This is a genomic window from Paraburkholderia sp. CHISQ3, assembly GCF_030464945.1.
Classification (GTDB): Bacteria; Pseudomonadota; Gammaproteobacteria; order Burkholderiales; family Burkholderiaceae; genus Paraburkholderia; species Paraburkholderia megapolitana.
Genome location: NZ_JALPRG010000012.1, coordinates 19917 through 46132, shown reverse-complemented (window position 1 = coordinate 46132; position 26216 = coordinate 19917). Strand labels below are relative to the sequence as shown.

Below are 26216 nucleotides of genomic sequence, written 5' to 3'. Positions count from 1 at the left end.
GCACCCATGTTCAGCTTCACGGTCTTCGCGCAAGGTTTTCCGCTGCTGCTGCACGCGGCGCTCGCAACCGTCGGCATCTCGCTGACGGGACTCGTGATCGGCTTTTTCGTTGCGATCGGCGTGTGCGCTGCGCGGCTGTCGGTTCATCGGGTGGCGCGTATTGCGGGCGGCGCGTATGTGTTCTTCTTTCGCGGCGTGCCGATGCTCGTGCAACTGCTGCTCGTGTACTACCTGCTGCCGTTCGTCGGCATCAACGTACCGCCGCTCGCGGCAGCGATCAGCGCGGTATCGCTGTGTTCGGCTTCCTACATTGCGGAGATTCTGCGCGGCGGCTTTCTGAGCATTGCGCCCGGGCAGATCGAGGCCGCGCGCATGCTCGGGCTGTCGCCGTTCGACATGCTGCGGCGGATTCAGGTGCCACAGGCGTTCCGGTTGACACTGCCGTCGCTCGTCAACGAGATGGTGCTGCTGATCAAGGCATCGTCGTTAATCTCGGTGGTCGGCGTCGCGGAGTTGACGCGCACCGCGCAAAATATCGCGGCCAGCACCTATCGTCCGCTCGAAGCGTATCTGGCGGCGGGGCTGATCTACTTTCTGATCTGCGGCACGCTGGCGCTCGTCGCGCACGCGGCCGAGTATCGTTTACAGCACAGCTGAGGCCACGGCGATGCAGCAACTCGACCCCACGGTCATTACCCACAATCTTCAACCGATCGCCGCCGGCCTCGCGACGACGCTCGGCACGTGGGCAGCGGGTGTCGCGATCGGCCTCGTGCTCGGCTTCCTGATCGCGGTTCTGCAACTCTTTTGCGGCCGCAACGTACGCGCCGCGTTGCGCGTCTATATCGAACTCTTCCGCGGCACACCGTTTCTCGTGCAGCTCTTTCTGCTGTACTACGGCGGCCCGTCGATCGGCCTCACGCTCGAACCGATGACAGCCGGCGTGCTCGGCCTCGGCCTTTACGGCAGCGCGTATTTCGCGGAAGCGTTCCGCTCGGGCTTCCAGTCGGTGCCGCCCGGTCACCTCGAAGCGGCAGCGTGCCTCGGGCTATCGCGCTGGCAAGCGGTATTGCGCATCCAGGCACCGCAAATGCTCCTGTTGATCGTCCCGGCGCTAACCAATCTGATCATCGTGCTGAGCAAGGAAACGGCCGTACTGTCCATCGTCACGGTGCCCGAACTGACGTTCGTGCTCACCGGCATCGGCTCGGCGACCTTCGCCTTTGTCGAAACGCTGCTCGTGCTGTGCTTCTGCTATCTCGCGCTCGTCGAACTCACCTCGCGTGCGGGCATGTGGGCCGAGGCGCGACTGATGCGCTTCATCGCTTGAATCCAGGTCCTTCCATGAACGCCATCGTCGACATGCCCTCATCCTCCCCTGCTCCCACCTCGTCGGCTCAGGGAACGCCACTCGTCCAGGTCCGCGGTCTGCACAAACGCTACGGCGAAGTCGAGGTACTGCGCGGCGTCGATCTCGACATCAGGAAGTCGGAAGTGGTCTGCATCATCGGGCCATCGGGCTCCGGCAAGAGCACGCTGTTGCGGTGCATCGCGGCGCTCGAGACCTACGACGAAGGCGAGGTGCGCATCGAAGGCGACCTGCTCGGCTATACCGAACGCAATGGGCAACGCGTCCGCGCATCGCACGGCGAGATCAACCGGGTGCGGCGCAATGTCGGCATGGTGTTCCAGCAGTTCAACCTGTGGCCTCATATGACCGCGCTCGGCAACGTCAGCGAAGCGCTGCTGCGGGTACGGCGACTCTCGCGCGATGAAGCACGCAGCCGCGCACTCGCGATGCTCGAAACGGTCGGCCTCGCGCACAAGGCCGACGCGTATCCGGCGAAACTCTCGGGCGGCCAGCAACAGCGTGTCGCGATTGCGCGTGCGCTGGCCATGGAACCGCACATCATGCTGTTCGACGAACCCACCTCGGCACTCGACCCGGAACTGGTCGGCGAAGTCTTGCAGGTGATGAAGCAACTCGCGCGCGACGGCATGACGATGGCCGTCGTCACGCACGAGATGGGCTTTGCGGCGCAGGTCGCCGACAAGGTCGTGTTTATCGATCAGGGGCAGATTGCAGTACAAGGCGCGCCGCGCGAGATCTTTCACGACGCCGGGCAGCCGCGGCTACGGCAGTTTCTGCAGAACTATTTCGATCGCAACGCGTTCTGGGCGCGCAGCGGCGAGGCGGACGCGCCATGAGCGTTGCGCACCGTCATCCCGTTGCGGCCGCCGCACCGGCGCGCTACGAACAGGTCAAGCGGCACATCCGCGGGACGATCGAATCCGGTGCGCGTCGCCCTGGCGACCGTATTCCGTCGGAGCTCGATCTCGTCGCATCGCTTGGCGTCTCGCGGATGACGGTCAATCGCGCGCTGCGCGAACTCACGAACGAAGGGTTGCTCACACGTGTGTCGGGCGTCGGTACCTTCGTCGCCGAAGCCAAACCGCAATCGACGCTGCTGATGATCGCCCACATCGGCGACGAAATCCGTTCGCGAGGTCATGAGTACACGTCCGACATCCTGCTTGCACAACGTGTGAGTGCACCGCTGCCCGTGTCGAACGCGCTCGGTCTCGCGCCGGGCGCGTCGGTGTTTCATGTGATCTGCGTGCATCGCGAGAACGGTCTGCCGGTACAGCTCGAAGACCGCTATGTGAATCCGGCGGTCGCGCCGGCATTCCTGCAACAGGATTTCTCGACGCTAAGACCGTCCGAGTATCTGTTCAACACCGTGCCTTTGCACGACATCGAACATGTCGTCGATGCGGGTCTGCCGACTCGCGAGGAAGCGGAACATCTTGAGATCGTCGAGAGCGAGCCGTGTCTGACGCTCGCTCGCCGGACGTGGACCAGCGGCGTCGCGGTAACGTATGCGCGCTTCGTGCATCCGGGCTCGCGTTATCGGCTCGGCTGCCGGTTTACGCCCGACGACTCGCAGCGTCAGGGCTGAATTCCTACGCGGGCGCTACACGGCGCCGCATTTCCCTCAAACCTTGCCGGCCAGATGAAAGCGCGACGCCGGGTGCCACAGTTGCACCGACGTCGCCACCGCCGCACCGACCCACGTGCGGCGCCAGAGCATCAGGCAAGGCTCGCCAATCTCCATCGCCAGATGCCGCCGGACATGCGCGTCCGGCTTCTGCGCATAGATACGAAACTCGGCGCGCTGGATCGGCGCGAGTCGCACCATGTAGTGGTTCGGCGTCTCGATCGTGAAGTCCTGTTCCAGGTAATGGGGAAACACCTGCGGATTCACGTAGCGATCCTCGTACTGGATCGGTTCGCCCTCTTCGCTGTGCACGATGCGCGAATGGAAGATCGGCCCTGTGGAAAGTCCGAGCGCATCGACGGCGAGCGGGTCGTCGCTCGGTTCCAGTGTGAGCACGTGGGCACTGTGACGATGACCGCGCGCCGCAATTTCGTCGGCGATGTTGCGAATTTCCAGCACCGTCGATTCGTAGTGCTGCGGCGCGACGAACGTGCCGGAGCCCTGCACGCGCGTCAGCACGCGCTCCGAGGTCAGTTCGCGCAATGCACGCGACACCGTCATGCGGGCGACGCCGAACTCTTTCACCAGCTCGGTTTCCGACGGGATCACCCCGCCCGCTTTCCACTCGCCCTCGGCGATTCGCTGCAGGACGTAGCGCTTGATCTGCTCGTAAGCCGGCATCGGTTTCACCGACGTCTTAACGCCGGGTTCCGCGCGATCCGGCCTGCTGTCGGCCCGCTCTTTTAGATTCATGTTCACGTCGACCTCGTGGGTAGTACGTCGCGTCTGCAACACAGGGTAATGCGTGCGACGCCCTCTGGTGCCTAGCGACCTGCATGTGCTCCTGCCGCGGCCGGTCGCGGATCGTTCGCAGCCGCGCCCGCGGGTCCAGCAGCAACGATCGGCGGGCCACTGTCCGTGCCGTCGTGACGCGGCGGTTGCAGGTTGTCCGGATTCGGTAGCGGCGGAGGCGCTCCATCCGCGATCAGGCGGAACGCGGCAGCCATGTCGTCGGCGAGCGGCCGGTCGTCGCGGTATGTCGCGACTACACCGCGCACGCGCCGCCACAGCGCTTCGGTATGCGGCGCACGCGCTGCATCGACCGCCTGCAGATCGTAGGCCTGTGCCGCCGCCAGCAATTCGATGGCGACAATACGCCCGGCATTATCGATGATTTCAAGCGCCTTTAATGCAGCCGGTGTCGCATGACACAAATGATCCTCCTGCAGCCCCGATGTGATCCCGCCATCGAGACTGGCCGGCGCCGCAAGCCGCCGGTTCTGCGCGACCAGCGAAGCCGCTGTGTACTGCGCGATCATGAAGCCGGAGCAGGTACCGCCCGGCTCCGCGAGAAACGCGGGCAAACCGCTGACAAGCGGATTGACGAGCCGGTCGAGGCGCCGTTCGGCCATCGCGGCGACCTGCGCAATCGCGGTCGAGAGGCTGTCCATCGCAAGCGCGATCGAAGCGCCCACTGCATGCGCCTGCGAGTAGACGCGCGGGGCTTCCGGCGTGCCGGCGACGATCGGGTTGTCGGTGATCGAAGCGAGTTCGCGATTCACGACGTCGGCGGTTGCGGTCAGCACGTCGCGCGCTGCGCCGTGTACGTGCGGGATCGTGCGCATGCTCAGCGGGTCTTGCGTGCGCTGACCGACAAACGACGCGAGGATGCCGCTGTCCGCGAGCGCTGCCCGCATCCGCGAGCCGACCAGATTGAGCCCCGGCGACACGCGCATTGCCAGCGATTCGGCATCGAACGCGGCGAGTTGCCCATGCAGGTTTTCGAAGCTCATCGCGGCGACCGCATCGGTCCAGTCGAGCAGACCCTCGGCGCGCGCCAGCGCCAGCGCCGCGAGCCCGGTCACGCACGGCGTGCCGTTGACCAGACTCAAGCCTTCCTTCGCTTCGAGCACGAGCGGTTCGAGCCCAAGCCGCTGCAACGCCTCGCGGCCGCTCAGCCGTTCGCCGCGATAGCGCACATGCCCCTCGCCGATACACACGAGCGCGATATGCGCCATATGACTCAGGTAACCGACCGACCCAAATGCCGGCACTTCGGGCAAGCAATCGGCCGCAAGCAACGCGACGAGCCGCTCGGCGACTTCAAGGCGAATGCCCGAATGACCGTGCGCGAAATTATTGACCGCTGCAGCGATGATCGCGCGCGTTTCGGTTGCGCCAAGCGGCGTACCAACACCGACCGCATGGCTCATCAGAATGTTGCGCGATAGCGTGCGCTGTTCCGACTGCGATACCACCACATCGCACAGCGCACCGACACCGGTGTTCACGCCGTACGCGCGAATGCTGCGCACGACGATCTGTTCAACGAGTGTGTGAGCGGCGTCGATACGCGCACGGGCATCGGTGGAGAGTTCGAGCGTTTCGCCAGCCGCGATGGCCGCGACCTGACGCCAGTCGAGAGGACGAACGGAACGGATGATAGCCATGATCGTGCTCAGTTGGCAGTGCGGTTGTGATGGCTCGAGACGAACTGACGGAACCGGTCCGACTTCAGTTCGCCGAATACCTCATCGGGCGTGCCGTCCGCTTCGACCTGCCCTTGATGCAGAAACATCACGCGGTTCGATACGTGCCGCGCGAAGCCCATCTCGTGCGTGACGACCAGCATCGTGCGCCCTTCTTCGGCGAGCGAGCGCATCACGCGCAGCACTTCGCCGACGAGTTCCGGGTCGAGCGCCGAGGTCGGTTCGTCGAACAGCATCACCTTCGGATGCATCGCGAGTGCGCGGGCAATTGCCACCCGCTGCTGCTGTCCACCCGACAGATGCGCCGGATAGTGACCGCGCTTTTCCGCAAGACCGACTTTCGCGAGCAGCGCTTCAGCTTCCTCGACCGCCTCGGCGCGGCTGCGCTTCAATACGCGCATCGGACCTTCGATCAGGTTTTCGAGCACCGTCATGTGCGACCAGAGGTTGAAGTTCTGGAACACCATGCCGAGTTGCGAGCGGATGCGATCCACCTGGCGGCGGTCGCCCGGTTGCAGACGGCCGTCACTGCGACGCTTCATCTTCAGCTCTTCGCCGCCGAGCGCCACCGAACCATCGTCGGGCGTCTCCAGCAGATTCAGGCAGCGTAGAAACGTGCTCTTGCCCGAGCCGCTCGCGCCGAGAATCGAGATCACGTCGCCTTCGTGGGCTTCGAGCGAGATGCCCTTCAGCACGTGATGGTCGCCGAACGACTTGTGGATGTTCTTGACCGACAATGCAACAGGAGCCGTAGCGTTCATGAGGTTCTCCTCTCCGGGAAAAGGGGCAATCGCCTAGCGCGCGGCGCGGCGGATTTCAGCGGGCGGCGTAGCCGCGGCAACAGATTGCTTGACGTTGGCAGGCGCGGCACGCAGATGCCGCGACAGACGCCATTCGAGCGCACCGAGCACCCGCACAATGACGAAATTCAGGAACAGGTAGATCAGTGCGGCGCAGATGAAGACTTCAGTGGTGCGGTAAGTCTGCTGGATGATCTGCTGCGCGACGCCGGTCACTTCCCACACCGTGACGAGACTCGCGAGCGCCGTCGATTTGACGAGCAGCACCGCCTCCGTCGAATACGCGGGCAGGCACTGGCGCAACGCAATTGGACCGATCACGCGACGCAGCAGCGCGATGCCCGACAGGCCGATCGAATAACCGGCTTCGATCTGGCCGACCGGCACCGCCATCAGGCCGCCGCGAATGATCTCGGCGGTATAGCCCGCGGTACAGAGCGCCAGCGACAGCACCGCGCACAAATACGGATCGCGCAGCATCGGCCACAAGAAACTCTCGCGAATCACACCGAACTGGCCGAGCCCGTAATAGACGAGAAACATCTGGATCAGCAGCGGCGAGCCGCGGAACACGAGAATGTAGAGTCGCGCGAAACGGTTGGGCAGCCAGTGGCGCGAGACGCGCATCGTGACGATCACGAGCGACAGCAAGCCGCCCACGACCAGCGACGAAAAGAACAGCCCAAGCGTAGTCGGCACGGCTGCGAGCAGTTGTCGCAGCGTGTCGAACAGAAAGTCGAAATCGAATGACATGATGGCGGCGTCCCGTTCAGTTGCGCGCGAAGTTGCGACGGAACGACCGCGCAATGCGCGCTTCCGCCCGGTTGAAGACGCGGTTCGAGATGCCGGTCATCAGCAGGTACAGCGCGCCGCCCGCGCAGAAGAACACGAAATACTGATGGGTCGAGCCGGCTGCAACCTGGCTCTGGCGCAGCAACTCGGCAAGGCCGGTCACGGAGATCAGCGCCGAGTCTTTCAGGCTCAGTTGCCATACGTTGCCGATGCCAGGCAGCGCGAAACGGAGAATCTGCGGAATCAGGATGCGGCGTGCCATCGTGAAGGTCGGCATGCCGATGGCGCGCGCCGCTTCGAGTTCGCCGCGCGACACCGCGAGCACCGCGGCGCGATACACCTCGGCCTGGTACGCGCCGGAGATCATCCCCACCGCAAGCGCGCCGATCACGAACGGCGGCACACCGACGAAACCTTCAGCGCCGAACCACTGGCCGATCGTGGTGACGAGCGTCGAGCCGCCGAAATAGAACAGATAGATGACGAGCAGTTCGGGCACACCGCGAAACACCGTCGTGTACAGATCGCCGAGCACGCGCGCGGCGCGAAAGCGCGATAGCTTCGCGGCGGCGATGAGTGCGCCGAACACCGCGCCGACTGCCAGCGCCGCGAGCGTCAGCGCGACCGTCATCAGTGCGGCGAGCAGCAGCACGCCGCCCCATCCGTCCGGCCCGAAACCGAGTATCTCGATCAGAGTCATGCGTGCGTCTCCTTCACTGCGTCATGTCTATCTGCTGTAACTACGACGACCACCGCACGCGCAGCCACGTGCGGCGCGATGCGCCACGACATCGAGCCATCAAGGCGTTACGTCAGTCTTGAACCATTTTTCCGACAGCTTCTTGACCGTACCGTCGGCCATCGCTGCTGCAATCGCCGTATCGAACTTCGTCCGCAGATCGCCATCCTGCTTGCGGAACGCGAGCCCTTCGCCCGGGCCCCAGATCGGACCGCCGATCTTCGGTCCAGCCAGCACGATCGACGACGTCTCTTTCTTGTCGAGATTCGCCGCGTAGTAAGTCACGTCGTCGAACGATGCATCGATGCGGCCCGCGGCCAGATCGAGATCGCGCTCAGGCGAAGTCTTGTAGACGCGGATCGTCGCGACGTCCTTGAAGTTGTCGTTGATGAACTTCGTATAGACAGTGCCCGACTGGATACCGATCGACTTGCCCTTCAGTTGCTTGCGCAACGGATCGACGGTGGCCTGGTCGGTCTTCGGGTCGCCGGTCAGCTTGACCTGCGCGGCTCCTGGCGCGGCCTTCGGCAGCACTTTCGTATCGGCGACGGCGAACGTAGCGGGCGTGGCTGCATACGGCCGCGAGAACGCAATGATCTTTTCGCGCTCGGGCGTGATCGAGATCGCGTCCATCAGCACGTCGAACTTGCCGGCCTGCAAGCCGGGAATCATGCCGTCCCAGTCCTGCGCGACCAGATTGCATTGCAGCTGGATGCGCGCACACAGGTTCGCGACCAGTTCCGGTTCGAAGCCGCCGAGCTTGCCGCCCGGCAAGGTCAGGTTCCACGGTGCATAGCCGCCTTCGAGTGCGATCGTCACCGTCTTCCAGTCTTTCGCGTGCACGGGTGCCGCGAGTACCGCCGAGGCGCCGAGTACGACGCCGATCAATGCCTTTGCCAACGTGCTGCGCTTGCCCATTGCGAATCTCCGTGATTGAGGTTGCCGGCAGCCGGCTCGACGATCGCTCGCCCCCAGCTAATTTGACTAGACAAGCTTGCCCGAGTAAAAAAAACGCCGCAAGGAGAAATCTCGAAAAAATGGATTTCGTCCGGGTAAGCCCTATAAACAAGGGGTTTAGCAGAGGATTTCAGATCGACCGGATGAGTCTGGCCGGTGCAGGCGTGCGCTGCGATGGTGCGTTTTGTCTAGACAGGTTCATGCAAGGTGCAGAGCGCGGCCCGGGCAACGCCACGGGAGGTTCGGAGCCGACCCGGCTACCAGACGCCGGGAACGAAGCGGTATCGCACCCGGGCGGCATAGGCCGCATAGCCGTCGAGTTGTTCCGCCAGCATGCGTTCCTCGAGCACCGCCCGGTAACCGAGCGCCGCCACCAGCAGCGGCGCACACGCCAGCCCCCACCACGAGCCGAGCAGCAGCGGCGTGCCGACAAAAAACGGAATGGTGGCGGCATACATCGGATGGCGCACATGCGCGTAAGGGCCGGTGTCGGCGACCTTGTGACCGCGCTCGGTCTGGAGCTTCACGACGGGCGCGGCATAGCTGTTGGCGCGAAACACCGAACGCGTAGCAATGACGCAAACGGCGATGCCGAGCGCACCGATAACATTTACCCACACCGGCACCGCCGACCACCGCCAGCGCTGCGCATCGAACGCGATCAGGACGAGCCACACAGGCCATACGATCGCGACGCTCGACATGAAGAACCGGTCCCAGCGGCTCTGCTGCTTCTGCACGATATTACCGAGCCGCTCGGCGAGCAGCGCCGGATCATGCCGTGCGAGCCACAGGCCAAGCCACACGCTGAGTGCGCCGAGTTCCAGCAGATAGCACCAGGCGCCCGGCCATGCGAGCGTGCCGGCCGCACCGAACATCAGCACGCCCATGCCGACGAGGAAAACGAAGGTCTGCGCGAACATCCGGACGATCATCGGTCACACTCCTGGCGCGAGATCGCTGACACGTTCATAGATCGACGCCACGTCGATGTCGCCGGGATCGAGGCCGAATGCATCTCGCAGGCAGGTCTCCAGTTCGCGGGCGCTGCCGAGGGTGCGTTCGCTGCCGCGGCCATCTTTCGATCGTTCGGTGAAGCGGTCGTTAAACAGCGTCAGCCGGCCGTGCGGCTGCACGCGGCACACCACCAGTTGCGTGACGAAGAGCGACTCGGGAAAGGTCGACGTGTACCAGTTCGCCGTTTCGTAGTCGATCCACTCGGCGCGCTGCAAGTCGAAACGATAGATCTTCATCCACGCATCGCCGGAACGCAGTTCGAGATCGAATGCGCCGTTCGGTGCGTCGCTAACACGCAGCGCTTCATGCGACGTCTGCTGCGTTTGCCCCGCTATCAACCGCAGCGGCTCGGTGAGCGTGACCACGCCGAAGCCGACATCGGCGATCCACGGGCCGTCGTCGAGATCGATACGCACCAGCATGTGCGTACGCGCCGTGACCGCATCGGGCTCGCGGCCCCACAGCACGCGCGCGATCAACGGTGTGACGCGAAAGCCGAGTTGCATCAGCACGCGGGCAAACAGCCCGTTCTGCTCGAAGCAGTAGCCGCCGCGCCGACGCGCGACCAGCTTGCTCACGATCGAAGCCGGATCGAGCAGCACGCGGCGCCCGGTGAGCGGATCGGGATTCTCGAACGGGATCGTATAGGCATGCAGGCGCTGCAGTTCGCGCAGCACGTCGAGCGTCGGTGTGCGCGGACCGGTGTAGCCGATGCGGGAAAAGTAACGGTCGAGATCGAGCGTAAACGACATCGTGGCGGTCCTCTTTTGCCCCGGCGCGGGACGCACCGGCTGGCAGCAATCCATCATAGCGCCGGGACGCAGCGAGCAAGCGCACTGCGCTTCGGACAACCCATATGAAGGCATAACGAAAGCATTACGACAGCGAAAAATAAGCTCAAAGATTACACCCCGTAAAGTAGATGCGAATCGTTCTCATTTATGTTGACGGGCATATTCCCCCTGCGTACGATGGCGCCAATCGCCGCATCGGACGTCGCGAACCCGGTCCGGCCATCCACTGAATCGAGGCTTTCAAAGCCGCCGGCAAACTGTCGGGTTCAGTCATAAAACAACACCGAAGGGATTCACATGAAACTCGCCCTGTTCACTGGACACGCTGCGCCTGCACGTGTGCGTCCGGGTCCTGCGCGACGCTCGCCGCTGCATGCGCGGCCGCTGTCGTCGCTCCGCAAGATCGCGCTGTATGTGGCGTTTGCGTGCTCGGCGCTGACGGCTCACGCCGCATTCGCCGAAGCGAATCCGGACGCCACGCCCGAAGCCCCCGAGGCCGACCTGAACATCAAGGCGCAGCAAACCAGCCAGTGGACCGGCACGTGGTCCCGCCAGACCCTGCTCGGCGACATCGGCGGTCTGCGGCCGTGGCTCGGCAAGTACGGCGTGACGTTCGCGCTGACCGAAACCAGCGAATACCTCGCGAACCTGCGCGGCGGTCTGCACACCGGCGGCGACTACGACGGCCTCACGACCGCCACGGTCCAGGTCGACACGCAGAAGGCATTCGGTTTGCCGGGCGGTCTCTTCAACGTCAGTGCGCTGAATATTCATGGGCAGAATCTGAGCGCCAACAAGCTCGGTACGCTAAACACCGCATCCGGTATCGAGGCGCAGGACACGACGCGGCTCTGGGAGCTGTGGTACCAGCAGTCGTTCCTGAACAAGCGTATCGACGTCAAGGTCGGTCAGCAAAGTATCGACCAGGAATTCATCACCAGTCAGTACGCGTCGCTGTTCGTCAATACGATGTTCGGCTGGCCTGCGCTGCCGTCGTACGACATGCCGTCGGGCGGCCCCGCGTATCCGCTCGCCGATCTCGGCGTGCGCGTGCGCGGCCAGATCACGCCATCGCTGACCGCGCTCGCGGGTGTGTTCGACGGCGATCCGCTCGGCAACAATCCGAACAACATCAGCGGGACGAACTTCAATCTGCATAACGGCGCGCTGTATATCGGCGAGCTGCAGTACTCGATCAACCAGCCAGCGGACGGCGAGATGGTCGGTACTGGTTCGAAGGCGCTGCCCGGTACCTACAAGCTCGGCATCTGGTACAACAACGAAAGCTTTGCCGACCAGCATCTCGACAATACCGGCCTGTCGCTCGCCAACCCGGCATCGACCGGCATCGCGAGCCAGCATCACGGTAACTACAGCATCTATGCGGTCGCGGACCAGATGATCTGGCGCCCGGACCCCGACGAGCCGCGCAGCATCGGCGTGTTCGCACGCGTGATGGGCGCACCGGGCGACCGCAATCTCGTGAGCCTCGCCGCCAACGTCGGCATCGTGATGAAAGCGCCGTTCGCCGGCCGCGACAACGACAGCGTCGGTCTCGCGGCAACCTTCATCAAGGTCGGCAACGGTATTCACGACCTCGACCAGGACACGCTCGCAGCGAGCGGCGGACCTTACGGCGTACGTACCAGCGAAACCACGCTCGAAGCGACCTATCAATACCAGGTCAACCCGTGGTGGCAGGTCCAGGGCGACGCGCAATACACGTTCAACGCCGGTGCCGGTCAGAACCCGAGCGACCCGACGCAGCCGCTACGCAACACGTTTGTTGTCGGCGTGCGCACTAACATTACGTTCTAAGCGCCCTTTGGTCGCCATGATTTATCACGCACTTACGCTTCGATCATGACCGCATTTAACGCTTTGTGCGCAGGCACGGAGACTCATATGAAACATCTCACGCGCAAGCTTTCGTCGCGCTCCGCCCGCACTGTTCTCGCTCTCGCGACCGGTGCAGTTGTGTTCGCCACCGCTGCCACCGCGTACGCAGAACCGCAGGGCTTCCTCGAAACCCTGCATCACCATACGACGCTGATCAACACGGTGCCCGACAACGGCGATCAGAACCCGTACGCGCTCGTCGTCGCGCCGGTCTCGGCGGGTACCGTGAAACAGGGCGATGTGCTGGTCGACAACTTCAATAACTCGACCAACCTGCAAGGCACCGGCAGCACGATCGTCGACTATCACCCCGACACGAAGCAGATGACGCTGTTCGCGACGATCCCGCGCGACCTGAAGGATTGCCCGGGCGGCATCGGCCTGTCTACCGCGATGACAATGCTGAAGTCCGGCTGGGTGATCGTCGGCAGCACGCCGAGCAACGACGGCACCACCGGCACAAAAGGCGCCGGCTGCCTGATCGTGCTCGACAGCCAGGGCAAGATCGCATCGACCATCGCCAGCCCCAATATCAACGACCCATGGGGCAACATGGCCGTCGTCGACAACGGCACGAGCGCGACGCTGTTCGTCAGCAATGCGGGCTTCGGCGTCGGCGCCGCGACCGGTAATCCGCCGGTCTTCAAGCAGGCCACCGTGCTGCGTCTCGACCTCGATATTCCGCAAGGCAAGGCGCCAGTCGTGAAGAAGGAAACCGTGGTCGGCAGCGGCTTCGGCGCGCAGGCCGATAAGGGCGTGTTCCTCGTCGGGCCGACCGGGCTCGCGTTGTCGGCGGATCAGAAACTGCTGTACGTGTCCGACGCAATCGGCAACCGCGTCAACGAAATCGACGATCCGATGACACGCGACACCAGTGCGGGCGTCGGCCGTCAGCTCACCGCCGATGGCCTGCTGCACCGTCCGCTCGCGATGGTCACCGCGCCGAACGGCCACCTGCTCGTCACGAACGCGTTGAACGGTCAGGTCGTCGAGATCGATCCGGCGAGCGGCAAGCAGCTCTACGCACGCTGGATCGACACCGACAAGGCACAATCGCCGCCTGGCAACGGCGACCTGTTCGGCATCGTGATGACACCCGAAGGCGACGGTTTCTATTTTGTGCAGGACGACGTGAACACGCTGGTACTGGCGAAGTAATCATGGCAAACGACTCCTCTCCCCCCTCACGGCCCGCGCGACGCGGTTTTCTGAAGGCAGGCGCGGCGACCGTCGCGGCCGGTGCGAGTCTCGGCACCGTAGGGGTCGCGCAGGCGGCGGCTCAAGCGGCGCTCGGCAAGACGCATGCGGACGATCCGCAACTGGCGGTCGAGCCGTTCTTCGCGCCGCATCAAGGCGGCATCGTCACGCCGCAGCAGAGCCATACGTACGTCGTAGCGCTCGATCTGACGACCGAAAAACGCGACGACCTGATCGGCCTGCTGCGCACATGGACCGACGCCGCTGCGCGCATGACGCAAGGCTCGCCCGCCGCATCGCTGCAAACCGCCGACGACAAATCCGCGCCCGATTCCGGCGACGTACTCGGCCTCGGCGCCGCCGGCCTGACGATCACGTTCGGTTTCGGCCCAGGGCTCTTCACGCACGAAGGCAAGGATCGCTACGGCCTCGCCTCGCGCCGCCCCGCCGCGCTCGTCGATCTGCCGCGCTTTAACGGCGATCAATTGGTGGCGGAGAAAACCGGCGGCGACCTGTTCATCCAGGCCTGCGCCAACGATGCGCAGGTTGCATTCCACGCGGCGCGGCAACTGGCGCGCCAGGCCTACGGCATCGCGCAGATGCGCTGGGGCCAGGCAGGTTTCCTGTCCGGTCCGCGCGGACAGACGCCGCGCAACCTGATGGGCTTCAAGGACGGCACCAACAATCCATCGACGCAAAGCGCGCCGCTGATGAACGAGTTCGTCTGGGCCACCTCTGCCGATACACCGTGGATGCAAGGCGGCACCTACACGGTCGTGCGCCGTATTCGCATCACGCTCGAACACTGGGACCAGATGGAACTCGGGTTTCAGGAGCAGGTGTTCGGCCGGCACAAATACAGCGGCGCGCCGATCGGCCAGAAGAACGAATTCGATGCAGTCAATCTCGACGCGCAGGACAAGGACGGCAACAACGTGATCCCCGACAACTCGCACGTGCGGCTGTCGAATCACGCCTCGAACAACGGCGCGCAGATTCTGCGGCGCTCGTACTCGTACAACGACGGCACGAACTTCTACATCGAGCGCTGGCCGCCATGGCGCCAGGAAACCGAATACGACGCCGGGCTGATCTTCATCGCGCACCAGAGCGATCCGCGTACCGGTTTCATCCCGATCAACGAGAAGCTCTCGAAGTTCGATCTGATGAACCAGTTCACGACGCATATCGGCAGCGCGGTGTTTGCGTGTCCGCCGGGCGCGCGCCAGGGGTCGTTTATCGGCGCGGGACTGTTCGAGACCTGAGCGCACGCGCAACCCTACGAACCGACACCATCATCTGAATCTGAAGAAGGAACGCTACGACCATGACTCACTCCTCGTTTGGCACTCGCCTGCGTGTGCTCGGCGCCGCCGCCAGTCTGACGCTTGCTGCCGTCGGCGCATTGCCGCTGTCCGCGCATGCCGCGTCGATCGTGCTGTACAACGCGCAGCACGAACAGGTCGTCAACATGCTGGCGAAGGACTTCGAAAAGGAATCGGGCATCTCGGTGAAGATCCGCAGCGGCGAAGGTCCGGCGCTCGCCGCGCAGATCGTCGCGGAAGGCACGGCGTCGCCGGCCGATGTGTACTTCACGGAGAATTCGCCGGAGCTGATGCTGCTCGAAGAAAAGGGGCTACTCGGCAAGATCGATCCGGCGACGCTCGCGACGATTCCCGCACGCTACAGCTCGCCGACCGGCGCATGGGTCGGCGTCACGGCGCGTGAAAACGTGCTCGCGTACAACACGACGAAGGTTCAGCCCGCGCAGTTGCCGCAGTCGCTGTTCGATCTCGCGAAGCCCGAGTGGAAAGGCAAGGTCGGCATCGCACCGAGCGACGGCGACTTCCTGCCGCTCGTGAGCGCCGTGCTCGCACTGAAGGGCGAAGCGCAAACGGTACAGTGGCTCAAAGGCCTGAAAGCAAACTCGCAGATCTTCGACGACGACGAAGGCGTGGTGGCTGCCGTTAATCGTGGCGCGGTTGCGACCGGCATTATCAATAACTACTACTGGGCCCGTCTGCACGCCGAGATCGGCGACAAGGGAACCCGCAGCGCGATTTATCACTTTGGTCATGGCGATGCGGGCGCGCTCGTCAATGTGTCGGGTGCGGCCGTGCTGAAATCCGCGCACAACGCGGACGGTGCGCAGAAATTCATCGCGTATCTGGTTAGCGAACGCGCGCAGGATCTGGTCGCGAAGAGCCACGTCGAGTTCGAGTATCCGTTGCATGCAGGCGTTGCACCGGACCCGATCCTCAAACCTTTCACCGAGTTGAGCCCGCCCGCCCTGACGATCGAGCAACTCGGCGACGACAGCCAGGCCGGCAAGCTGCTGCGCCAGGCCGGTTTGCTGTAAATGAGCGACGCCGCGTCGGCCGGCATCCCGGCCGTCGAACCACCGGTCGCGGCGCGCAGTCGCGCGCGGGCACCGCGCGGTCTGTTCGCGGCAGCGGCACTCAGCGCATTGCTGGTGCTGCTGCCGATTGCGTTTACGTTCTGGCGCGCAGCAAGCTTCGGGCTCTCCGATGCCATCGATCTCGTGTTCCGGCCGCTCGTCGGCGAACTGCTAGTCAACACGCTGCTGATTACCGTATCGGCAACGCTTGCTTCTGCCGTGATCGGTACGGCTGTGGCGTGGTTCGTCGAACGTACGCGTCTGCCTGGGCGTCGTCTCTGGGCCGTGCTGAGCGCAGCGCCGCTCGCGATGCCCGCGTTCATCACGAGCTATGCGTGGGTGTCGTTCAGCCTCGATCTACAGGATTTCGCGGGGGCGCTGCTCGTCATCACGTCCGCGTATTTTCCGCTCGTGTACCTGCCCGTTGCCGCCGCGTTGCGCAACATGGACCCTGCCCTCGAAGAGAGCGCACGCGCGCTTGGCTGCGGTCGCGTCGCTACGTTCATGCGCGTCGTGCTGCCGCAACTGCGGCCCGCGTTGCTCGGCGGCATGCTGCTCGTTGCGCTTGGCGTGCTGTCCGAATTCGGTGCGTTCACGCTGCTGCGTTTTCGTACCTTCACCACCGAGATCTACGCCGAGTACCGCACCAGTTTCGACGGCGGCGGTGCGTCGGTGCTCGCGTGTCTGTTGATCGGAATGTGTCTCGTGTGCCTTGCCGGCGAATTTCGCGTGCGCGGTGCGGCGCGCTATGAGCGCGTCGATCGTGGCGCTCGTCGTGCCGTGTTGCGCTATGACCTTGGCGCATGGCGCTGGCTCGTGGTCGCCGGTTTCGCGGCTCTTGCGATCGCTACGCTCGGTGTGCCGCTCGGCATGATTGGCTTCTGGCTCACGCAGCCGGGCGCCGCCGCCGTGACGCCCGCCGATGTCTCGCCCGAACTGCTGTTCAACGCGACGATGTCGTCGCTGGGCTTCGGGCTCGCTGCCGCCGTATTGACCACCGTGCTCGTGATCCCGCTCGCGTTTCTGCTGGTGCGCTTTCCGGGTCGTCTCGCGACGCTGTTCGAGCGCACCGTGTTCATCGCGCAAGGCGTGCCCGGTCTCGTGATCGCGCTGGCTATCGTGTCGCTCGCCGTGCATGCGTTGCAGCCGCTCTATCAAAGCGCGGCGCTGCTCGTGATCGCGTACGCGATCCTGTTTCTGCCGCTCGCGCTCGTTAGCGTGCGTGCCGCATTGATGCAGGCACAGCCACGGCTCGAAGAGACGGCGCGGGCGCTGGGTCTCGGCTGGGCACAGACGGTATTGCGTGTGCTGCTGCCGCTGGCGGGTCCTGGTCTTGGCGCGGCGGCTGCAATGGTGTTCATCTCGGTCGTCACCGAACTCAACGCGACGCTGCTGCTCTCGCCCATCGATACCCACACGCTCGCCACCCAGGTCTGGTCCGATACGTCGACCATGGCGTTCGCTGCCGCCGCACCGTATGCCGCGTTGCTGACCGGCATTTCGCTGTGCGCATCGGGGTTGCTGTTTACGCTGCTTGGTCGCTCGGCGCTGCTAGGCGAGCGCTCATGAGCGCTTGGCTGAGTGTGTGAACGCATGAGCGCATGAGCGATATCGGGCCTTCTGCAATTTGATCGGATTCACATGAGCGAACTTCGTATCCGCGGGCTGCATAAATCGTTCGACGGTCACCCGGTGCTGCACGGCATCGATCTGTCCGTCGAACGCGGCACGCTGCTCGCGCTGCTCGGCCCGTCGGGCAGCGGCAAGACCACGTTACTGCGTGTGCTGTGCGGCTTCGAACGCGCGGACGGCGGCACGGTCGAGATCGATGGCAGACGTGTGGTCGGCGACGGTCTGCATCTGCCGTCCGAACAACGGCGCGTGGGCTATGTGCCGCAGGAAGGTGCGCTGTTTCCGCATCTGTCGGTGGCGGACAACATCGTGTTCGGTTTGCCGCGCGCACAGCGGCGTGCGCGGCATCGTGTGGCCGAACTGCTCGAACTGGTCGGCCTGCCCGCTTCGTTCGCGACGCGCGCGCCGCAACAGCTTTCGGGCGGTCAGCAACAACGTGTTGCGCTGGCTCGCGCGCTTGCTCCAGCGCCGACGCTCGTGATGCTCGACGAGCCGTTTTCTTCGCTCGATGCCGCGCTGCGCCTCGAAACTCGCCAGGCCGTCGCGCAGGCGCTTGCCGCGGCAGGCGCGACTGCGGTGCTCGTGACACACGATCAATCGGAGGCGTTGTCGATGGGGCACGAAGTGGCTGTGCTCTGGCGCGGCAAGCTGATCCAGACCGCTACGCCGCAAACGCTTTACCGGCAGCCGGTGACGCGCGAGCTGGCCTCGTTCGTCGGCGAAGCGGTGTTGCTTGCCGGCGATGCACGCGGCGGTAGTGCAACCTGCGAGCTGGGTACGCTGCCGCTGTCCGTGCCGGTCGCCGACGGTGCCGTCGATGTGATGGTGCGGCCCGAGCAGATCCGCGTGCTGCATGCGCATGAGGTCGCGCCAAGTGGTGCGCCGAGCTTCGACGCTATCGTGCGGGATGTGGTGTTTCAAGGGCAGGACGCCGCGGTGACGCTGCAGATGCAGTCGGCCGCGCACACCGTCGTGCGTGCGCGTGTGCCGGGGTATCGTAGTCCGCAGTTGGGTGAGCGGGTCACGCTTACTGTCGATGGCGATGCGACAGCGTATCCGCGCGGTTGATCTCGTATCCTGTCCTCTGCGCTAGCAGATTCAGACATGCAGCGGGCTGTGGCGCGACACAGTTTCGTGCGTCGCGTGAGCGCGGGTATCCACGTGGTTGATCTCATCTCCAGGTTTTCGCTTCGGCCGACTCACATCGGCGGGTTGTTGCACGAGGCGATTTCGAAAACCGCATAAGCACGGGCATCTGCACAGTTGGCCGTATTTTCCCCTCACTGCACCGGCAGATTCACATCGGCAAGTTGTCGCGCGATGCAGTCTCCTGCGCCGGCTGGGCGCGCGTCTGCGCGCGCACCGCAAGATCCTGCACCATCTGCGCAGCCAGATAATCGCAGGTCGGCCGATCCGATTTCGCACTGCGCGCAACAACGATTTCAAGCGGCTCGATAAACGGCAACCCCTGCGCTTCGCCGAGAATGGCGAGCCGCGCCGGCACGCTGCAACGCGCGAGCGCAATCACCGCCAGACCCGCATCGACGGTGGCGACCAGACCGAGCAGGCTCGCACTGCTGTACGCTGCGCGATAGCGGATCTTCGCGGCATCGAGCGCGGCGAGCGTATGCAGACGCGCGACGCAACCGGGTTCGTACAGCCCAACCGGCAGCGGCGAGGCGGCCAGCACGGCCGGTTCATCGGATGAACCCACCCACACCATCGGTTCGCTGCGCACGAATTCGCCGTGCAGCTTGCGGTCGCGCGTGACGAACGCCAGGTCGATCTTGTTGTCGGCCAGCATCGGCGCGAGCGCCGTGCTCTGCGCGCAGACAATCTCGATCTCGACGTGCGGATAGAGATTCGAGAACCGCCGCAACACCGGCGACAGCAACGACGACACATAGTCGTCCGGCGCACCGAGCACGACGCGCCCCGTCACTTCGGGCCGCACGATTGCGGCCCATGCCTCCTGATGCAGATCGATCACGCGGCGCGCGTATTCGAGCAATGTATTGCCCGGCCGCGTCAGTGCGAGATTGCGGGTGTCGCGCGCGAACAGCGTCGTGCCGAGCATCCGTTCGAGCCGCTTGATCTGCATGCTCACCGCCGCCTGCGACCGGTGCACCGCCACCGATGCCTTCGTGAAACTCCCCGTTTCCACCACGGCGACGAAGGTGCGCAGCAAATCGATGTCGAATTCGGGGTGCATGATTTATCAATCCAGCTTATGGAATTTCTAAATTTAATTCGTTTGTCGGCGGCTTACAAGTCACGGATACTCGATCGGTCTATCGTTGCGGAGTCGAGTGTTCATGTCTTTCACCGAGCGCCAGCAAGGCGCCATCACGCTTGCCAGCGGCGGACTGCTGATGGGCACGATCGGCGTGTTCGTCGAGGAAGCGCGACTCGATGCGCTGTCGATGGTGTTCTTTCGCTGCCTGTTCGGCTTCTTCGCACTGGCCGCTTACTGCGCGTGGAAGGGCTTCTTCGCGCGCCGCCATTTCACGCGGCGTACCGTCGTGCTGGCGGTAGTGTCGGGCGTGCTGATGGTCACGCAGTGGGTCGGCTTCTTCGACGCGATCCATCGCACGAGTATCGCGGTCGCGACCGTCGTGTTTCATGTGCAGCCGTTCTGGGTCGTGCTGATCGGCGCGGCGCTGTTTCACGAGCGGCTTGGCATCGACCGGCTTGGGTGGATCTCGGCGGCGTTCGTCGGGCTGGTGCTCGCCTCGGGCGTCGCGACGAGCGGTAATCTGCAGGGCCATTCGAGCTATCTGATCGGAATCGGCGAAGCGCTCGCCGGGTCCGTGCTCTATGCAAGCGTGACGCTGATCGCGAAGAGCCTCGGCGATCTGCGCCCGCATCTGTTGACACTCGCGCAGTGCCTCGTTGGTGTGGTGTGCCTGCCGTTCATCGCACCGCTCGGCGCCGTGCATATCGGGCCGCAGCAGTGGTTCTGGCTCGTCGGCATGGGCGTGCTGCATACCGGGCTGTCGTATGTGCTGATCTACGGGGCATTGCCCAAGCTGACCACGCCCGTGATCGCCGTTCTGTTGTTCGTCTATCCGCTGACTGCAATCGCCGTCGATGCGCTCGTCTACGGCCGCGCGCTGTCGGTGCCGCAACTCGCGGGCATGGCGCTGATCGTGGTGTCGAGCCTCGGCGTCAATCTTGGCTGGCCGCTCGTGAGTGTTGTACGGCATGGCTGGCGGGTGCGGCGACCGGCGGAGTAACAGCCTTCCCGCGCCCCTCGCACCACCAACCCGCCGGCCGCTGCTCCCACAAGGACCAGCGGCCTTTCTACATCTATCGTCCCAAATCGCCTTGACATGTGACCAAATGGTCACCTATTATCCGCTCCATGGACGACGTATTCAGAGCCCTTTCCGACTCGACCCGCCGCAGCCTGCTCGATGAGCTGTTCAAGCAAGACGGGCAGACATTGAGCGCGCTCGAAGCGCGCTTGCCGATGACACGCTTCGGCGTCATGAAGCACCTGAAAGTGCTCGAAGAAGCGGGGCTTGTCGTGAGCCGGAAAAAAGGACGCGAGAAGCTGCATTTTCTGAATGCGGTCCCCATCCGGCTCATCCATGACCGCTGGGTAAGCAAGTACGCAGAGCCGTGGGTGACGGCGCTGAGCGACCTGAAAGACGAACTGGAGAAGACAATGGAAAAGGTTTACGAGATCTATATCAAGACGACACCCGAGCGTCTGTGGGAAGCCATTACGCGCACTGACCTGCGCGCCAAATACACGTTCGGCCTGCAGGTCGAATCGGACTACACACCGGGTTCGCGCCACGAGGCGCGGCCGCCAGCGCCGGCCGGCGCGAGCCGCTCGGACATGCCGATCATTGCGGAAGGCGAGAATCTCGAAGTCGATCCGCCGCGGCGTCTCGTGCAGAGTTTTCGTGCGCTGTGGAGCGACCAGGCGAAGGCCGAAGGTACGTCGCGTGTGACCTGGCAGATCGAGCCGGTCGGCGATTCATGCAGGCTCACCGTCACGCACGACCAGATGCGCGAAGGGGCATGCGAAGAACTCTATGGCGGCTGGCCGATGGTGCTGTCCGGTCTCAAGACGTTGCTGGAAACCGGGCAGTTGCTGACTACGCCGGGCTCGCTGGCTTATATGCCGGACGGACCGCAAAGCTGCGTCTGACGCACTGGCCGATACGGGGATGGCTATGTCATCCCCGTGCGTCCGCTCGTCGTCCTGGTAGTCCTGCATGACCGAATAACCCTTCCTGCACAGTTCGCCGGTTGCAACGACCGGCACGATGTCCCCCCACATTCACGAGCTTGATCTCCCGATGACGCGGACTCCGTCCGACCATCGTCGCACGCTTGTCGAAAGCGCATCTGCGTCGGAGAGGCTCGGCACTTCCACAACGAATCCCACGTTATTGACGATATTTCGATGCGTCAGCGCAGCGCCTTAGCGGCGGCCGCTCGTGCCGCCTATGAACTGAATATTGGACAAATTTCATCACTATTCGTGTTTCACGACAGATGAATTCGCGTTGCGCTTCTTTATCCATGATGCCGATGCCCTCAGCATGCATCCATGTCCCGAAACGCAGAATTGCGCGGTACCTGTATCGCGCGAACCACAGGAATGTCTCACTGATGCATCAAAACTCCCCCAGTGCTTCCGCGGCAGTACCGCGCTCCGCACGCGAAAAAATGCTTGTGCTGATCGCAGTGATTCTGGCCTGCATCAGCCTGCCTTTGAGTCTTTCGGCGGGTCCCGCTGCTCAAACCTTCATTAGTCGTGATCTTGCGGGAGGGACCGTTGCCCTTTCCTGGATCACCAATGCCTTCATGCTGGCTTGCGGCAGCACCCTGATGGTGGCGGGTGCACTCGCCGACCACTATGGCCGCAAGAAGATATTCTTTGCCGGCATGCTGGTCATGACGCTCGTTTCGCTTGCCATGCCGTTTGCGCCAAGCGTTTTGTGGCTTGATTTCCTGCGTGTGCCGCATGGTCTTGCGGCCGCCTGCGCCTATGCGGGCGGCGTCTCGATGCTGGCGCAAGAGTTTGAAGGTCCCGCGCGCGTCAGGATTTTTAGTCTTATCGGCATTGCGTTTGGCGCGGGCCTTGCCTTTGGCCCAACGCTGGCCGGCAGCCTGATCGCTTTTTTCAACTGGCATGCAGTCTTTCTCGGCAGTGCAGTGATCAGTTCAATTGCTCTTCTGTTGTGCATTTTCTACATGAAGGACAGCAAGAACCCTGCGACGCATGGCCTCGACTGGCTAGGCGCTGGCACCTTCACGCTGATGCTCACGCTCTTCACTTTTGCCGTGATTGAAGCCCCCGTGCGTGGCTGGACGAGTTCGCTGGTTCTGGGTCTCTTTCTATTGAGCGGTGTGGCGCTTGTCGTGTTTGTTGCGATCGAGTTGAAAGTCCCGAACCCCATGCTCGATCTCAGCCTGTTCCGCTATCCGCGTTTTGTGGGCGCACAGCTTTTGCCTCTCGCGACCGCGTATTCCTATATCGCGCTACTCATTATCCTGCCGCTACGCTTTATCGGAATTGAAGGGCTCAGTCCCCTCGAGGCCGGGATACTGATGCTTTATTTTTCTGCGCCACTTCTCTTCATTCCGTTTCTTTCGGCAATGCTCACCCGATTTTTTCCGGTTGGCATCCTCTCTGGTCTCGGCATGCTGATATCCGTCGCGGGACTTTTTCTGTTCACACAGGTGCCACTCGGGAATCACGGCATCCTGATGCGCGTCGATCTGCTTCTCATTGGTTTGGGCGCTGCTATTCCGTGGGGTTTGATGGACAACCTGGCCGTCAGTGTCGTCCCCAGCGAAAAAGCCGGGATGGCTATCGGTATCTTTGGCGCTTTGCGCGTCTCGATCGATAGCACGGCGATGGCCATTGTCGGTTCATTGCTGGCGTTTTTCGCCCGTCAAACATTGACCGACTTCAAGCCTGATCAGAACCCCGATGTCCTGACCTCAGGTGCTGCGCAACTTGCCGCTGGAACGTTGGCGAAGGCTGGATCGATCCTTTCGAGCTTTGATCATGCACAACTGCTCCAGGCTTATGAGCTGGCGTTCCAGAAACTGCTCTGGGTCGCGATTATCCTGACCTTGATTGCTGCTGTTCTGGTCTTTGCGTTGCTTGGGCGGGTTCGTTCCGATCATGGCGAGCTTGCACGAGACAAGGATGACGAAGCAAATCACACCATTCCTGCACCGCTATCGGAAGAAGTGCCGGTGACGGTGGAATAGCGTTCACGATGGGTCTGGCGCAAATAGTGATATCGGGCCGACTAGCGTGTCGAGCCCGATATCGATTCACTGATACCAATTCACTCACTGCGGCAGGACTTCGCCCTTCGTCTCCGGCGCAAACGGAATGATGAACAGCCCGATGACAAACGCTATCGCGGTCAACGCAACCGGCACACCGAGCGTATGCATGTGCAGCACGGCAGCGCCGAGCAGGAAGTTCACGCCGGCTCCAACGAAGCGGCCAAACGACGTGCAAAACGCAAACGCCGTCGCACGTACGCGGGTTTCGAACTGCTCGGGCAACCACAGGCTGAACAGCGCGAAATTGCCGCCAAAAAATCCCAGCACGAACAGCCACGCGATAAACGGCGCGAGCCCGTTCGGCAGATAGAACGCCCAGCCGAACGCACCGGCAATCGACACCGCCATCCCCGCGAAATAAATAGCGAGCGTTTTCTTGCGACCGATCCGCTCCGCGAGCGGCGGTAGTGCGAGACAACCGAGAATCGTCGCAATCGACAGCAACCCGGTTGCAAGCGAGGCCGTCTTGATCGCATCGCCCTTCGCCATGCCGGCGCGCGTCGCGAGCTGGATCACCGCCGACGGCTCATACACCGCCCCGGCCCACAAACCGATGATCGCAATCGTCAGCAGCGCGCAGGCCACCCACGTGCGGCGTCGATACGCAGGTCCGAGAATTTCGCGCAACGGCTTCTTCGGCGCACTGCCCGCTTCAGCCTTCTGCCATTTCTCCGATTCCTTCACGCGCAGTAGCACCAGAATCGCGATGACGACCGGCACCGCGCCGGTCAGGAACATCGCGCGCCAGCCGAAGTGCACGCCAACCGTGTAGTTGAGCGCGGCGGCCAGAAAGAAGCCGGCGTAATAACCGGTCTGTAGATACCCCGCCCCCATCTTGCGACGATCCTCCGGCCAGGACTCCGCGACGTAGGTACCGGCCAGCGCCCATTCGCCACCGATCCCCACACCCGCAATAAACCGGTAGATGCCCAGCTCCCACACGTTGTGCGAGGTCGCGGCAAGCCCCGTGAAGATCGCAAACGTAAAGATGGTTCCAGCAAGCACCTTGGTGCGCCCAAAGCGATCGGCAAGCGGTCCCCAGATGAACGACAGCCCCCAGCCGACCAGAAACAGCGCAAACAGAATCGATCCGGCGAGACCGACATTGCCCGGCGTCGCCGCGTAGCCCGAGCGCGGCAACAGCTCGGTCAGCGCAGGCGTGAGGACCAGCGCGTAGATGAACGAGTCCATCCCGTCGAGCGTCCAGCCGGCCCACGCGCCCCAGAAACCGACGATCTGCGACCGGTTTAGCGGTGTGCGTTGCCGCGCGATACGTGCGCGGTCTGTTGTTGAATTCATCATCTCCTCCGGCCATACAGTTGGAATACGTTATGCGTTGTGGTGGCGTGTCTGATTTGCCTCTTGGAAAATCGCCATTTTGTATATAATATTTGATCTTATGAGCAACGCAACCGATGGTTTTCCCCTGGCCGACGACTCCGCGTCCTTGCCCCCCATGCCCGCCGTGCCTCGGTCCAGCACGGCGCGGATGATCGCGGACGCGGTGCGGGCGGCGATCGTCGACGGCACGTTTGCGCCGGGCGCGCCGCTGCGGCAGGACGCGCTTGCGCGGCACTTCTCGGTCAGCGCGATTCCCGTGCGCGAGGCGCTACGGCAGCTCGAGAGCGAAGGCTGGGCCAAGGTGGAGGTCAATAAAGGCGCGACCGTCGCCCTGCTTTCAGCCGAGGAAGCGCGTGAGATCTATGAGATCCGCTCGGCGCTCGAAAGCCTCGCCATCGGCCTCGCCATTCCGCTGCATGACGCCTGCTCGCTACGCGCCGCCGAATCGCTATGCAAGGCCGCCGCGCGCGAACTGGACCCGTCGCGCTATGTCGCGCGCAACCAGGCGTTCCACCTGAGCCTGTATGCACCCGTCGTCCGTCCGCAGTTGGCTGAAATGATCGAGACGCTGCACCGACGCGGCGAACGTTATCTGCGGCTGAAGTTCGGCTTGCCGTTGCACAAAGGCGAGTCCGATGCAGAACACGTCGCGATCCTCGATGCCGTGCGCCGCCGCGACGTCGCTACGGCGCAGTCGCTGGTGGCCGCGCATCTGCTGGGCACTGGCGATCTGCTGTACCGCTTTATCACCGAGCGTGCGCAGGCCGATGCCGCGCAAGCCGAGCCGCGGCGCGCCCGACGCACGCGCGCTTCTCATTCCGGGAGTTGAATCCGC

Annotated in this window: 24 protein-coding genes and 1 pseudogene; 14 read left to right on the top strand and 11 right to left on the bottom strand. The window is 63.4% G+C overall.

Annotated elements, in window-relative coordinates:
• The first annotated feature begins 6 nt into the window (after positions 1-6).
• The 4 genes from M0D65_RS25675 to hutC (M0D65_RS25660) are packed head-to-tail and all read left to right on the top strand — an operon-like array spanning position 7 to position 2960.
• Positions 7-657 (top strand): amino acid ABC transporter permease, encoded by a 651-nt coding sequence (locus tag M0D65_RS25675; protein ID WP_266255108.1) that lies wholly within the window; start codon positions 7-9, stop codon positions 655-657.
• 10 nt (positions 658-667) lie between these two features.
• Complete coding sequence (locus M0D65_RS25670; protein WP_266255107.1) at positions 668-1330, top strand: amino acid ABC transporter permease; 663 nt, start codon at positions 668-670, stop codon at positions 1328-1330.
• Positions 1331-1344: 14 nt separating this feature from the next.
• Positions 1345-2208, top strand: a complete 864-nt coding sequence (locus tag M0D65_RS25665) for an amino acid ABC transporter ATP-binding protein (protein WP_301718921.1) — start codon at positions 1345-1347, stop codon at positions 2206-2208.
• The gene (hutC, locus tag M0D65_RS25660) at positions 2205-2960 is read left to right on the top strand and encodes a histidine utilization repressor (RefSeq protein ID WP_266255106.1); all 756 of its coding nucleotides are present in this window, start codon (positions 2205-2207) and stop codon (positions 2958-2960) included. The genes M0D65_RS25665 and hutC (M0D65_RS25660) overlap by 4 nt, the downstream gene beginning before the upstream one ends.
• A 36-nt stretch (positions 2961-2996) precedes the next feature.
• On the opposite strand, the gene hutC (M0D65_RS25655) is transcribed toward hutC (M0D65_RS25660), so the two are convergent.
• From hutC (M0D65_RS25655) to M0D65_RS25620, 8 genes are all read right to left on the bottom strand, one after another.
• Positions 2997-3680: a histidine utilization repressor gene (hutC, locus tag M0D65_RS25655; RefSeq protein ID WP_266255294.1), complete on the bottom strand. Its 684-nt coding sequence runs from the start codon at positions 3678-3680 to the stop codon at positions 2997-2999.
• A 143-nt stretch (positions 3681-3823) separates the two neighbouring features.
• Positions 3824-5449 (bottom strand): histidine ammonia-lyase, encoded by a 1626-nt coding sequence (gene hutH / locus M0D65_RS25650; RefSeq protein WP_266255105.1) that lies wholly within the window; start codon positions 5447-5449, stop codon positions 3824-3826.
• An 8-nt stretch (positions 5450-5457) separates the two neighbouring features.
• Positions 5458-6249, bottom strand: a complete 792-nt coding sequence (locus M0D65_RS25645) for an ABC transporter ATP-binding protein (RefSeq protein WP_096723084.1) — start codon at positions 6247-6249, stop codon at positions 5458-5460.
• A gap of 33 nt (positions 6250-6282) precedes the next feature.
• Positions 6283-7041 (bottom strand): ABC transporter permease, encoded by a 759-nt coding sequence (locus M0D65_RS25640; protein ID WP_266255104.1) that lies wholly within the window; start codon positions 7039-7041, stop codon positions 6283-6285.
• A 16-nt stretch (positions 7042-7057) separates the two neighbouring features.
• Positions 7058-7780 (bottom strand): ABC transporter permease, encoded by a 723-nt coding sequence (locus M0D65_RS25635; RefSeq protein ID WP_266255103.1) that lies wholly within the window; start codon positions 7778-7780, stop codon positions 7058-7060.
• A gap of 99 nt (positions 7781-7879) precedes the next feature.
• Positions 7880-8737 carry a transporter substrate-binding domain-containing protein gene (locus M0D65_RS25630; protein WP_266255102.1) on the bottom strand — a complete coding sequence of 286 codons (858 nt, stop codon included), beginning with the start codon at positions 8735-8737 and terminating at the stop codon, positions 7880-7882.
• A 296-nt stretch (positions 8738-9033) separates the two neighbouring features.
• Positions 9034-9711 carry an isoprenylcysteine carboxylmethyltransferase family protein gene (locus M0D65_RS25625; protein ID WP_266255101.1) on the bottom strand — a complete coding sequence of 226 codons (678 nt, stop codon included), beginning with the start codon at positions 9709-9711 and terminating at the stop codon, positions 9034-9036.
• 3 nt (positions 9712-9714) lie between these two features.
• Positions 9715-10545 carry an arylamine N-acetyltransferase gene (locus tag M0D65_RS25620; protein ID WP_266255100.1) on the bottom strand — a complete coding sequence of 277 codons (831 nt, stop codon included), beginning with the start codon at positions 10543-10545 and terminating at the stop codon, positions 9715-9717.
• 339 nt (positions 10546-10884) lie between these two features.
• On the opposite strand from M0D65_RS25620, the gene M0D65_RS25615 reads away from it, so the two are divergent.
• The 6 genes from M0D65_RS25615 to M0D65_RS25590 all read left to right on the top strand — a co-directional run bounded on the left by M0D65_RS25615 (position 10885) and on the right by M0D65_RS25590 (position 18781).
• Complete coding sequence (locus M0D65_RS25615) at positions 10885-12405, top strand: carbohydrate porin (RefSeq protein WP_266255099.1); 1521 nt, start codon at positions 10885-10887, stop codon at positions 12403-12405.
• An 87-nt stretch (positions 12406-12492) separates the two neighbouring features.
• Positions 12493-13644 carry a hypothetical protein gene (locus M0D65_RS25610; RefSeq protein WP_091017705.1) on the top strand — a complete coding sequence of 384 codons (1152 nt, stop codon included), beginning with the start codon at positions 12493-12495 and terminating at the stop codon, positions 13642-13644.
• A gap of 2 nt (positions 13645-13646) precedes the next feature.
• The gene (gene efeB / locus M0D65_RS25605) at positions 13647-14948 is read left to right on the top strand and encodes an iron uptake transporter deferrochelatase/peroxidase subunit (RefSeq protein ID WP_091017703.1); all 1302 of its coding nucleotides are present in this window, start codon (positions 13647-13649) and stop codon (positions 14946-14948) included.
• Between the two features lie 62 nt (positions 14949-15010).
• Positions 15011-16042, top strand: a complete 1032-nt coding sequence (locus M0D65_RS25600; protein ID WP_091017701.1) for an iron ABC transporter substrate-binding protein — start codon at positions 15011-15013, stop codon at positions 16040-16042.
• Entirely contained in the window at positions 16043-17650 is a 1608-nt protein-coding gene (locus M0D65_RS25595) for an iron ABC transporter permease (protein ID WP_266255098.1), read from the top strand.
• A 72-nt stretch (positions 17651-17722) separates the two neighbouring features.
• Complete coding sequence (locus M0D65_RS25590; RefSeq protein ID WP_266255097.1) at positions 17723-18781, top strand: ABC transporter ATP-binding protein; 1059 nt, start codon at positions 17723-17725, stop codon at positions 18779-18781.
• 229 nt (positions 18782-19010) lie between these two features.
• Here the strand turns inward: M0D65_RS25590 and M0D65_RS25585 are convergent, their stop codons facing one another.
• The gene (locus M0D65_RS25585) at positions 19011-19925 is read right to left on the bottom strand and encodes a LysR substrate-binding domain-containing protein (RefSeq protein ID WP_266255096.1); all 915 of its coding nucleotides are present in this window, start codon (positions 19923-19925) and stop codon (positions 19011-19013) included.
• A gap of 103 nt (positions 19926-20028) precedes the next feature.
• Between M0D65_RS25585 and M0D65_RS25580 the strand changes: the two genes are divergently transcribed.
• Complete coding sequence (locus M0D65_RS25580; protein ID WP_266255095.1) at positions 20029-20949, top strand: DMT family transporter; 921 nt, start codon at positions 20029-20031, stop codon at positions 20947-20949.
• 128 nt (positions 20950-21077) lie between these two features.
• Positions 21078-21875 carry an SRPBCC domain-containing protein gene (locus tag M0D65_RS33190; RefSeq protein WP_308076709.1) on the top strand — a complete coding sequence of 266 codons (798 nt, stop codon included), beginning with the start codon at positions 21078-21080 and terminating at the stop codon, positions 21873-21875.
• 39 nt (positions 21876-21914) lie between these two features.
• On the opposite strand, the pseudogene M0D65_RS25565 reads toward M0D65_RS33190, so the two are convergent.
• Positions 21915-22065: pseudogene (locus M0D65_RS25565) on the bottom strand (AMP-binding protein); the annotation flags it as partial.
• 277 nt (positions 22066-22342) lie between these two features.
• Between M0D65_RS25565 and M0D65_RS25560 the strand changes: the two are divergent.
• Positions 22343-23956 carry an MFS transporter gene (locus tag M0D65_RS25560; RefSeq protein WP_266255094.1) on the top strand — a complete coding sequence of 538 codons (1614 nt, stop codon included), beginning with the start codon at positions 22343-22345 and terminating at the stop codon, positions 23954-23956.
• An 84-nt stretch (positions 23957-24040) separates the two neighbouring features.
• Here the strand turns inward: M0D65_RS25560 and M0D65_RS25555 are convergent, their stop codons facing one another.
• The gene (locus M0D65_RS25555; RefSeq protein WP_177228325.1) at positions 24041-25339 is read right to left on the bottom strand and encodes an MFS transporter; all 1299 of its coding nucleotides are present in this window, start codon (positions 25337-25339) and stop codon (positions 24041-24043) included.
• Between the two features lie 100 nt (positions 25340-25439).
• Between M0D65_RS25555 and M0D65_RS25550 the strand changes: the two genes are divergently transcribed.
• On the top strand, positions 25440-26210 hold the full coding sequence (locus tag M0D65_RS25550; protein ID WP_266255093.1) for a GntR family transcriptional regulator: 771 nt from the start codon (positions 25440-25442) through the stop codon (positions 26208-26210).
• Positions 26211-26216: the final 6 nt, after the last annotated feature.

What these genes read in the sequence shown, in the direction of transcription:
- M0D65_RS25675 (WP_266255108.1), top strand. Translation starts at nt 7, where the DNA reads ATGTTCAGCTTCACGGTCTTCGCGCAAGGTTTTCCGCTGCTGCTGCAC.
- M0D65_RS25670 (WP_266255107.1), top strand. Translation starts at nt 668, where the DNA reads ATGCAGCAACTCGACCCCACGGTCATTACCCACAATCTTCAACCGATC.
- M0D65_RS25665 (WP_301718921.1), top strand. Translation starts at nt 1,345, where the DNA reads ATGAACGCCATCGTCGACATGCCCTCATCCTCCCCTGCTCCCACCTCG.
- hutC (WP_266255106.1), top strand. Translation starts at nt 2,205, where the DNA reads ATGAGCGTTGCGCACCGTCATCCCGTTGCGGCCGCCGCACCGGCGCGC.
- hutC (WP_266255294.1), bottom strand. Translation starts at nt 3,680, where the DNA reads ATGCCGGCTTACGAGCAGATCAAGCGCTACGTCCTGCAGCGAATCGCC.
- hutH (WP_266255105.1), bottom strand. Translation starts at nt 5,449, where the DNA reads ATGGCTATCATCCGTTCCGTTCGTCCTCTCGACTGGCGTCAGGTCGCG.
- M0D65_RS25645 (WP_096723084.1), bottom strand. Translation starts at nt 6,249, where the DNA reads ATGAACGCTACGGCTCCTGTTGCATTGTCGGTCAAGAACATCCACAAG.
- M0D65_RS25640 (WP_266255104.1), bottom strand. Translation starts at nt 7,041, where the DNA reads ATGTCATTCGATTTCGACTTTCTGTTCGACACGCTGCGACAACTGCTC.
- M0D65_RS25635 (WP_266255103.1), bottom strand. Translation starts at nt 7,780, where the DNA reads ATGACTCTGATCGAGATACTCGGTTTCGGGCCGGACGGATGGGGCGGC.
- M0D65_RS25630 (WP_266255102.1), bottom strand. Translation starts at nt 8,737, where the DNA reads ATGGGCAAGCGCAGCACGTTGGCAAAGGCATTGATCGGCGTCGTACTC.
- M0D65_RS25625 (WP_266255101.1), bottom strand. Translation starts at nt 9,711, where the DNA reads ATGATCGTCCGGATGTTCGCGCAGACCTTCGTTTTCCTCGTCGGCATG.
- M0D65_RS25620 (WP_266255100.1), bottom strand. Translation starts at nt 10,545, where the DNA reads ATGTCGTTTACGCTCGATCTCGACCGTTACTTTTCCCGCATCGGCTAC.
- M0D65_RS25615 (WP_266255099.1), top strand. Translation starts at nt 10,885, where the DNA reads ATGAAACTCGCCCTGTTCACTGGACACGCTGCGCCTGCACGTGTGCGT.
- M0D65_RS25610 (WP_091017705.1), top strand. Translation starts at nt 12,493, where the DNA reads ATGAAACATCTCACGCGCAAGCTTTCGTCGCGCTCCGCCCGCACTGTT.
- efeB (WP_091017703.1), top strand. Translation starts at nt 13,647, where the DNA reads ATGGCAAACGACTCCTCTCCCCCCTCACGGCCCGCGCGACGCGGTTTT.
- M0D65_RS25600 (WP_091017701.1), top strand. Translation starts at nt 15,011, where the DNA reads ATGACTCACTCCTCGTTTGGCACTCGCCTGCGTGTGCTCGGCGCCGCC.
- M0D65_RS25595 (WP_266255098.1), top strand. Translation starts at nt 16,043, where the DNA reads ATGAGCGACGCCGCGTCGGCCGGCATCCCGGCCGTCGAACCACCGGTC.
- M0D65_RS25590 (WP_266255097.1), top strand. Translation starts at nt 17,723, where the DNA reads ATGAGCGAACTTCGTATCCGCGGGCTGCATAAATCGTTCGACGGTCAC.
- M0D65_RS25585 (WP_266255096.1), bottom strand. Translation starts at nt 19,925, where the DNA reads ATGCACCCCGAATTCGACATCGATTTGCTGCGCACCTTCGTCGCCGTG.
- M0D65_RS25580 (WP_266255095.1), top strand. Translation starts at nt 20,029, where the DNA reads ATGTCTTTCACCGAGCGCCAGCAAGGCGCCATCACGCTTGCCAGCGGC.
- M0D65_RS33190 (WP_308076709.1), top strand. Translation starts at nt 21,078, where the DNA reads ATGGACGACGTATTCAGAGCCCTTTCCGACTCGACCCGCCGCAGCCTG.
- M0D65_RS25560 (WP_266255094.1), top strand. Translation starts at nt 22,343, where the DNA reads ATGCATCAAAACTCCCCCAGTGCTTCCGCGGCAGTACCGCGCTCCGCA.
- M0D65_RS25555 (WP_177228325.1), bottom strand. Translation starts at nt 25,339, where the DNA reads ATGAATTCAACAACAGACCGCGCACGTATCGCGCGGCAACGCACACCG.
- M0D65_RS25550 (WP_266255093.1), top strand. Translation starts at nt 25,440, where the DNA reads ATGAGCAACGCAACCGATGGTTTTCCCCTGGCCGACGACTCCGCGTCC.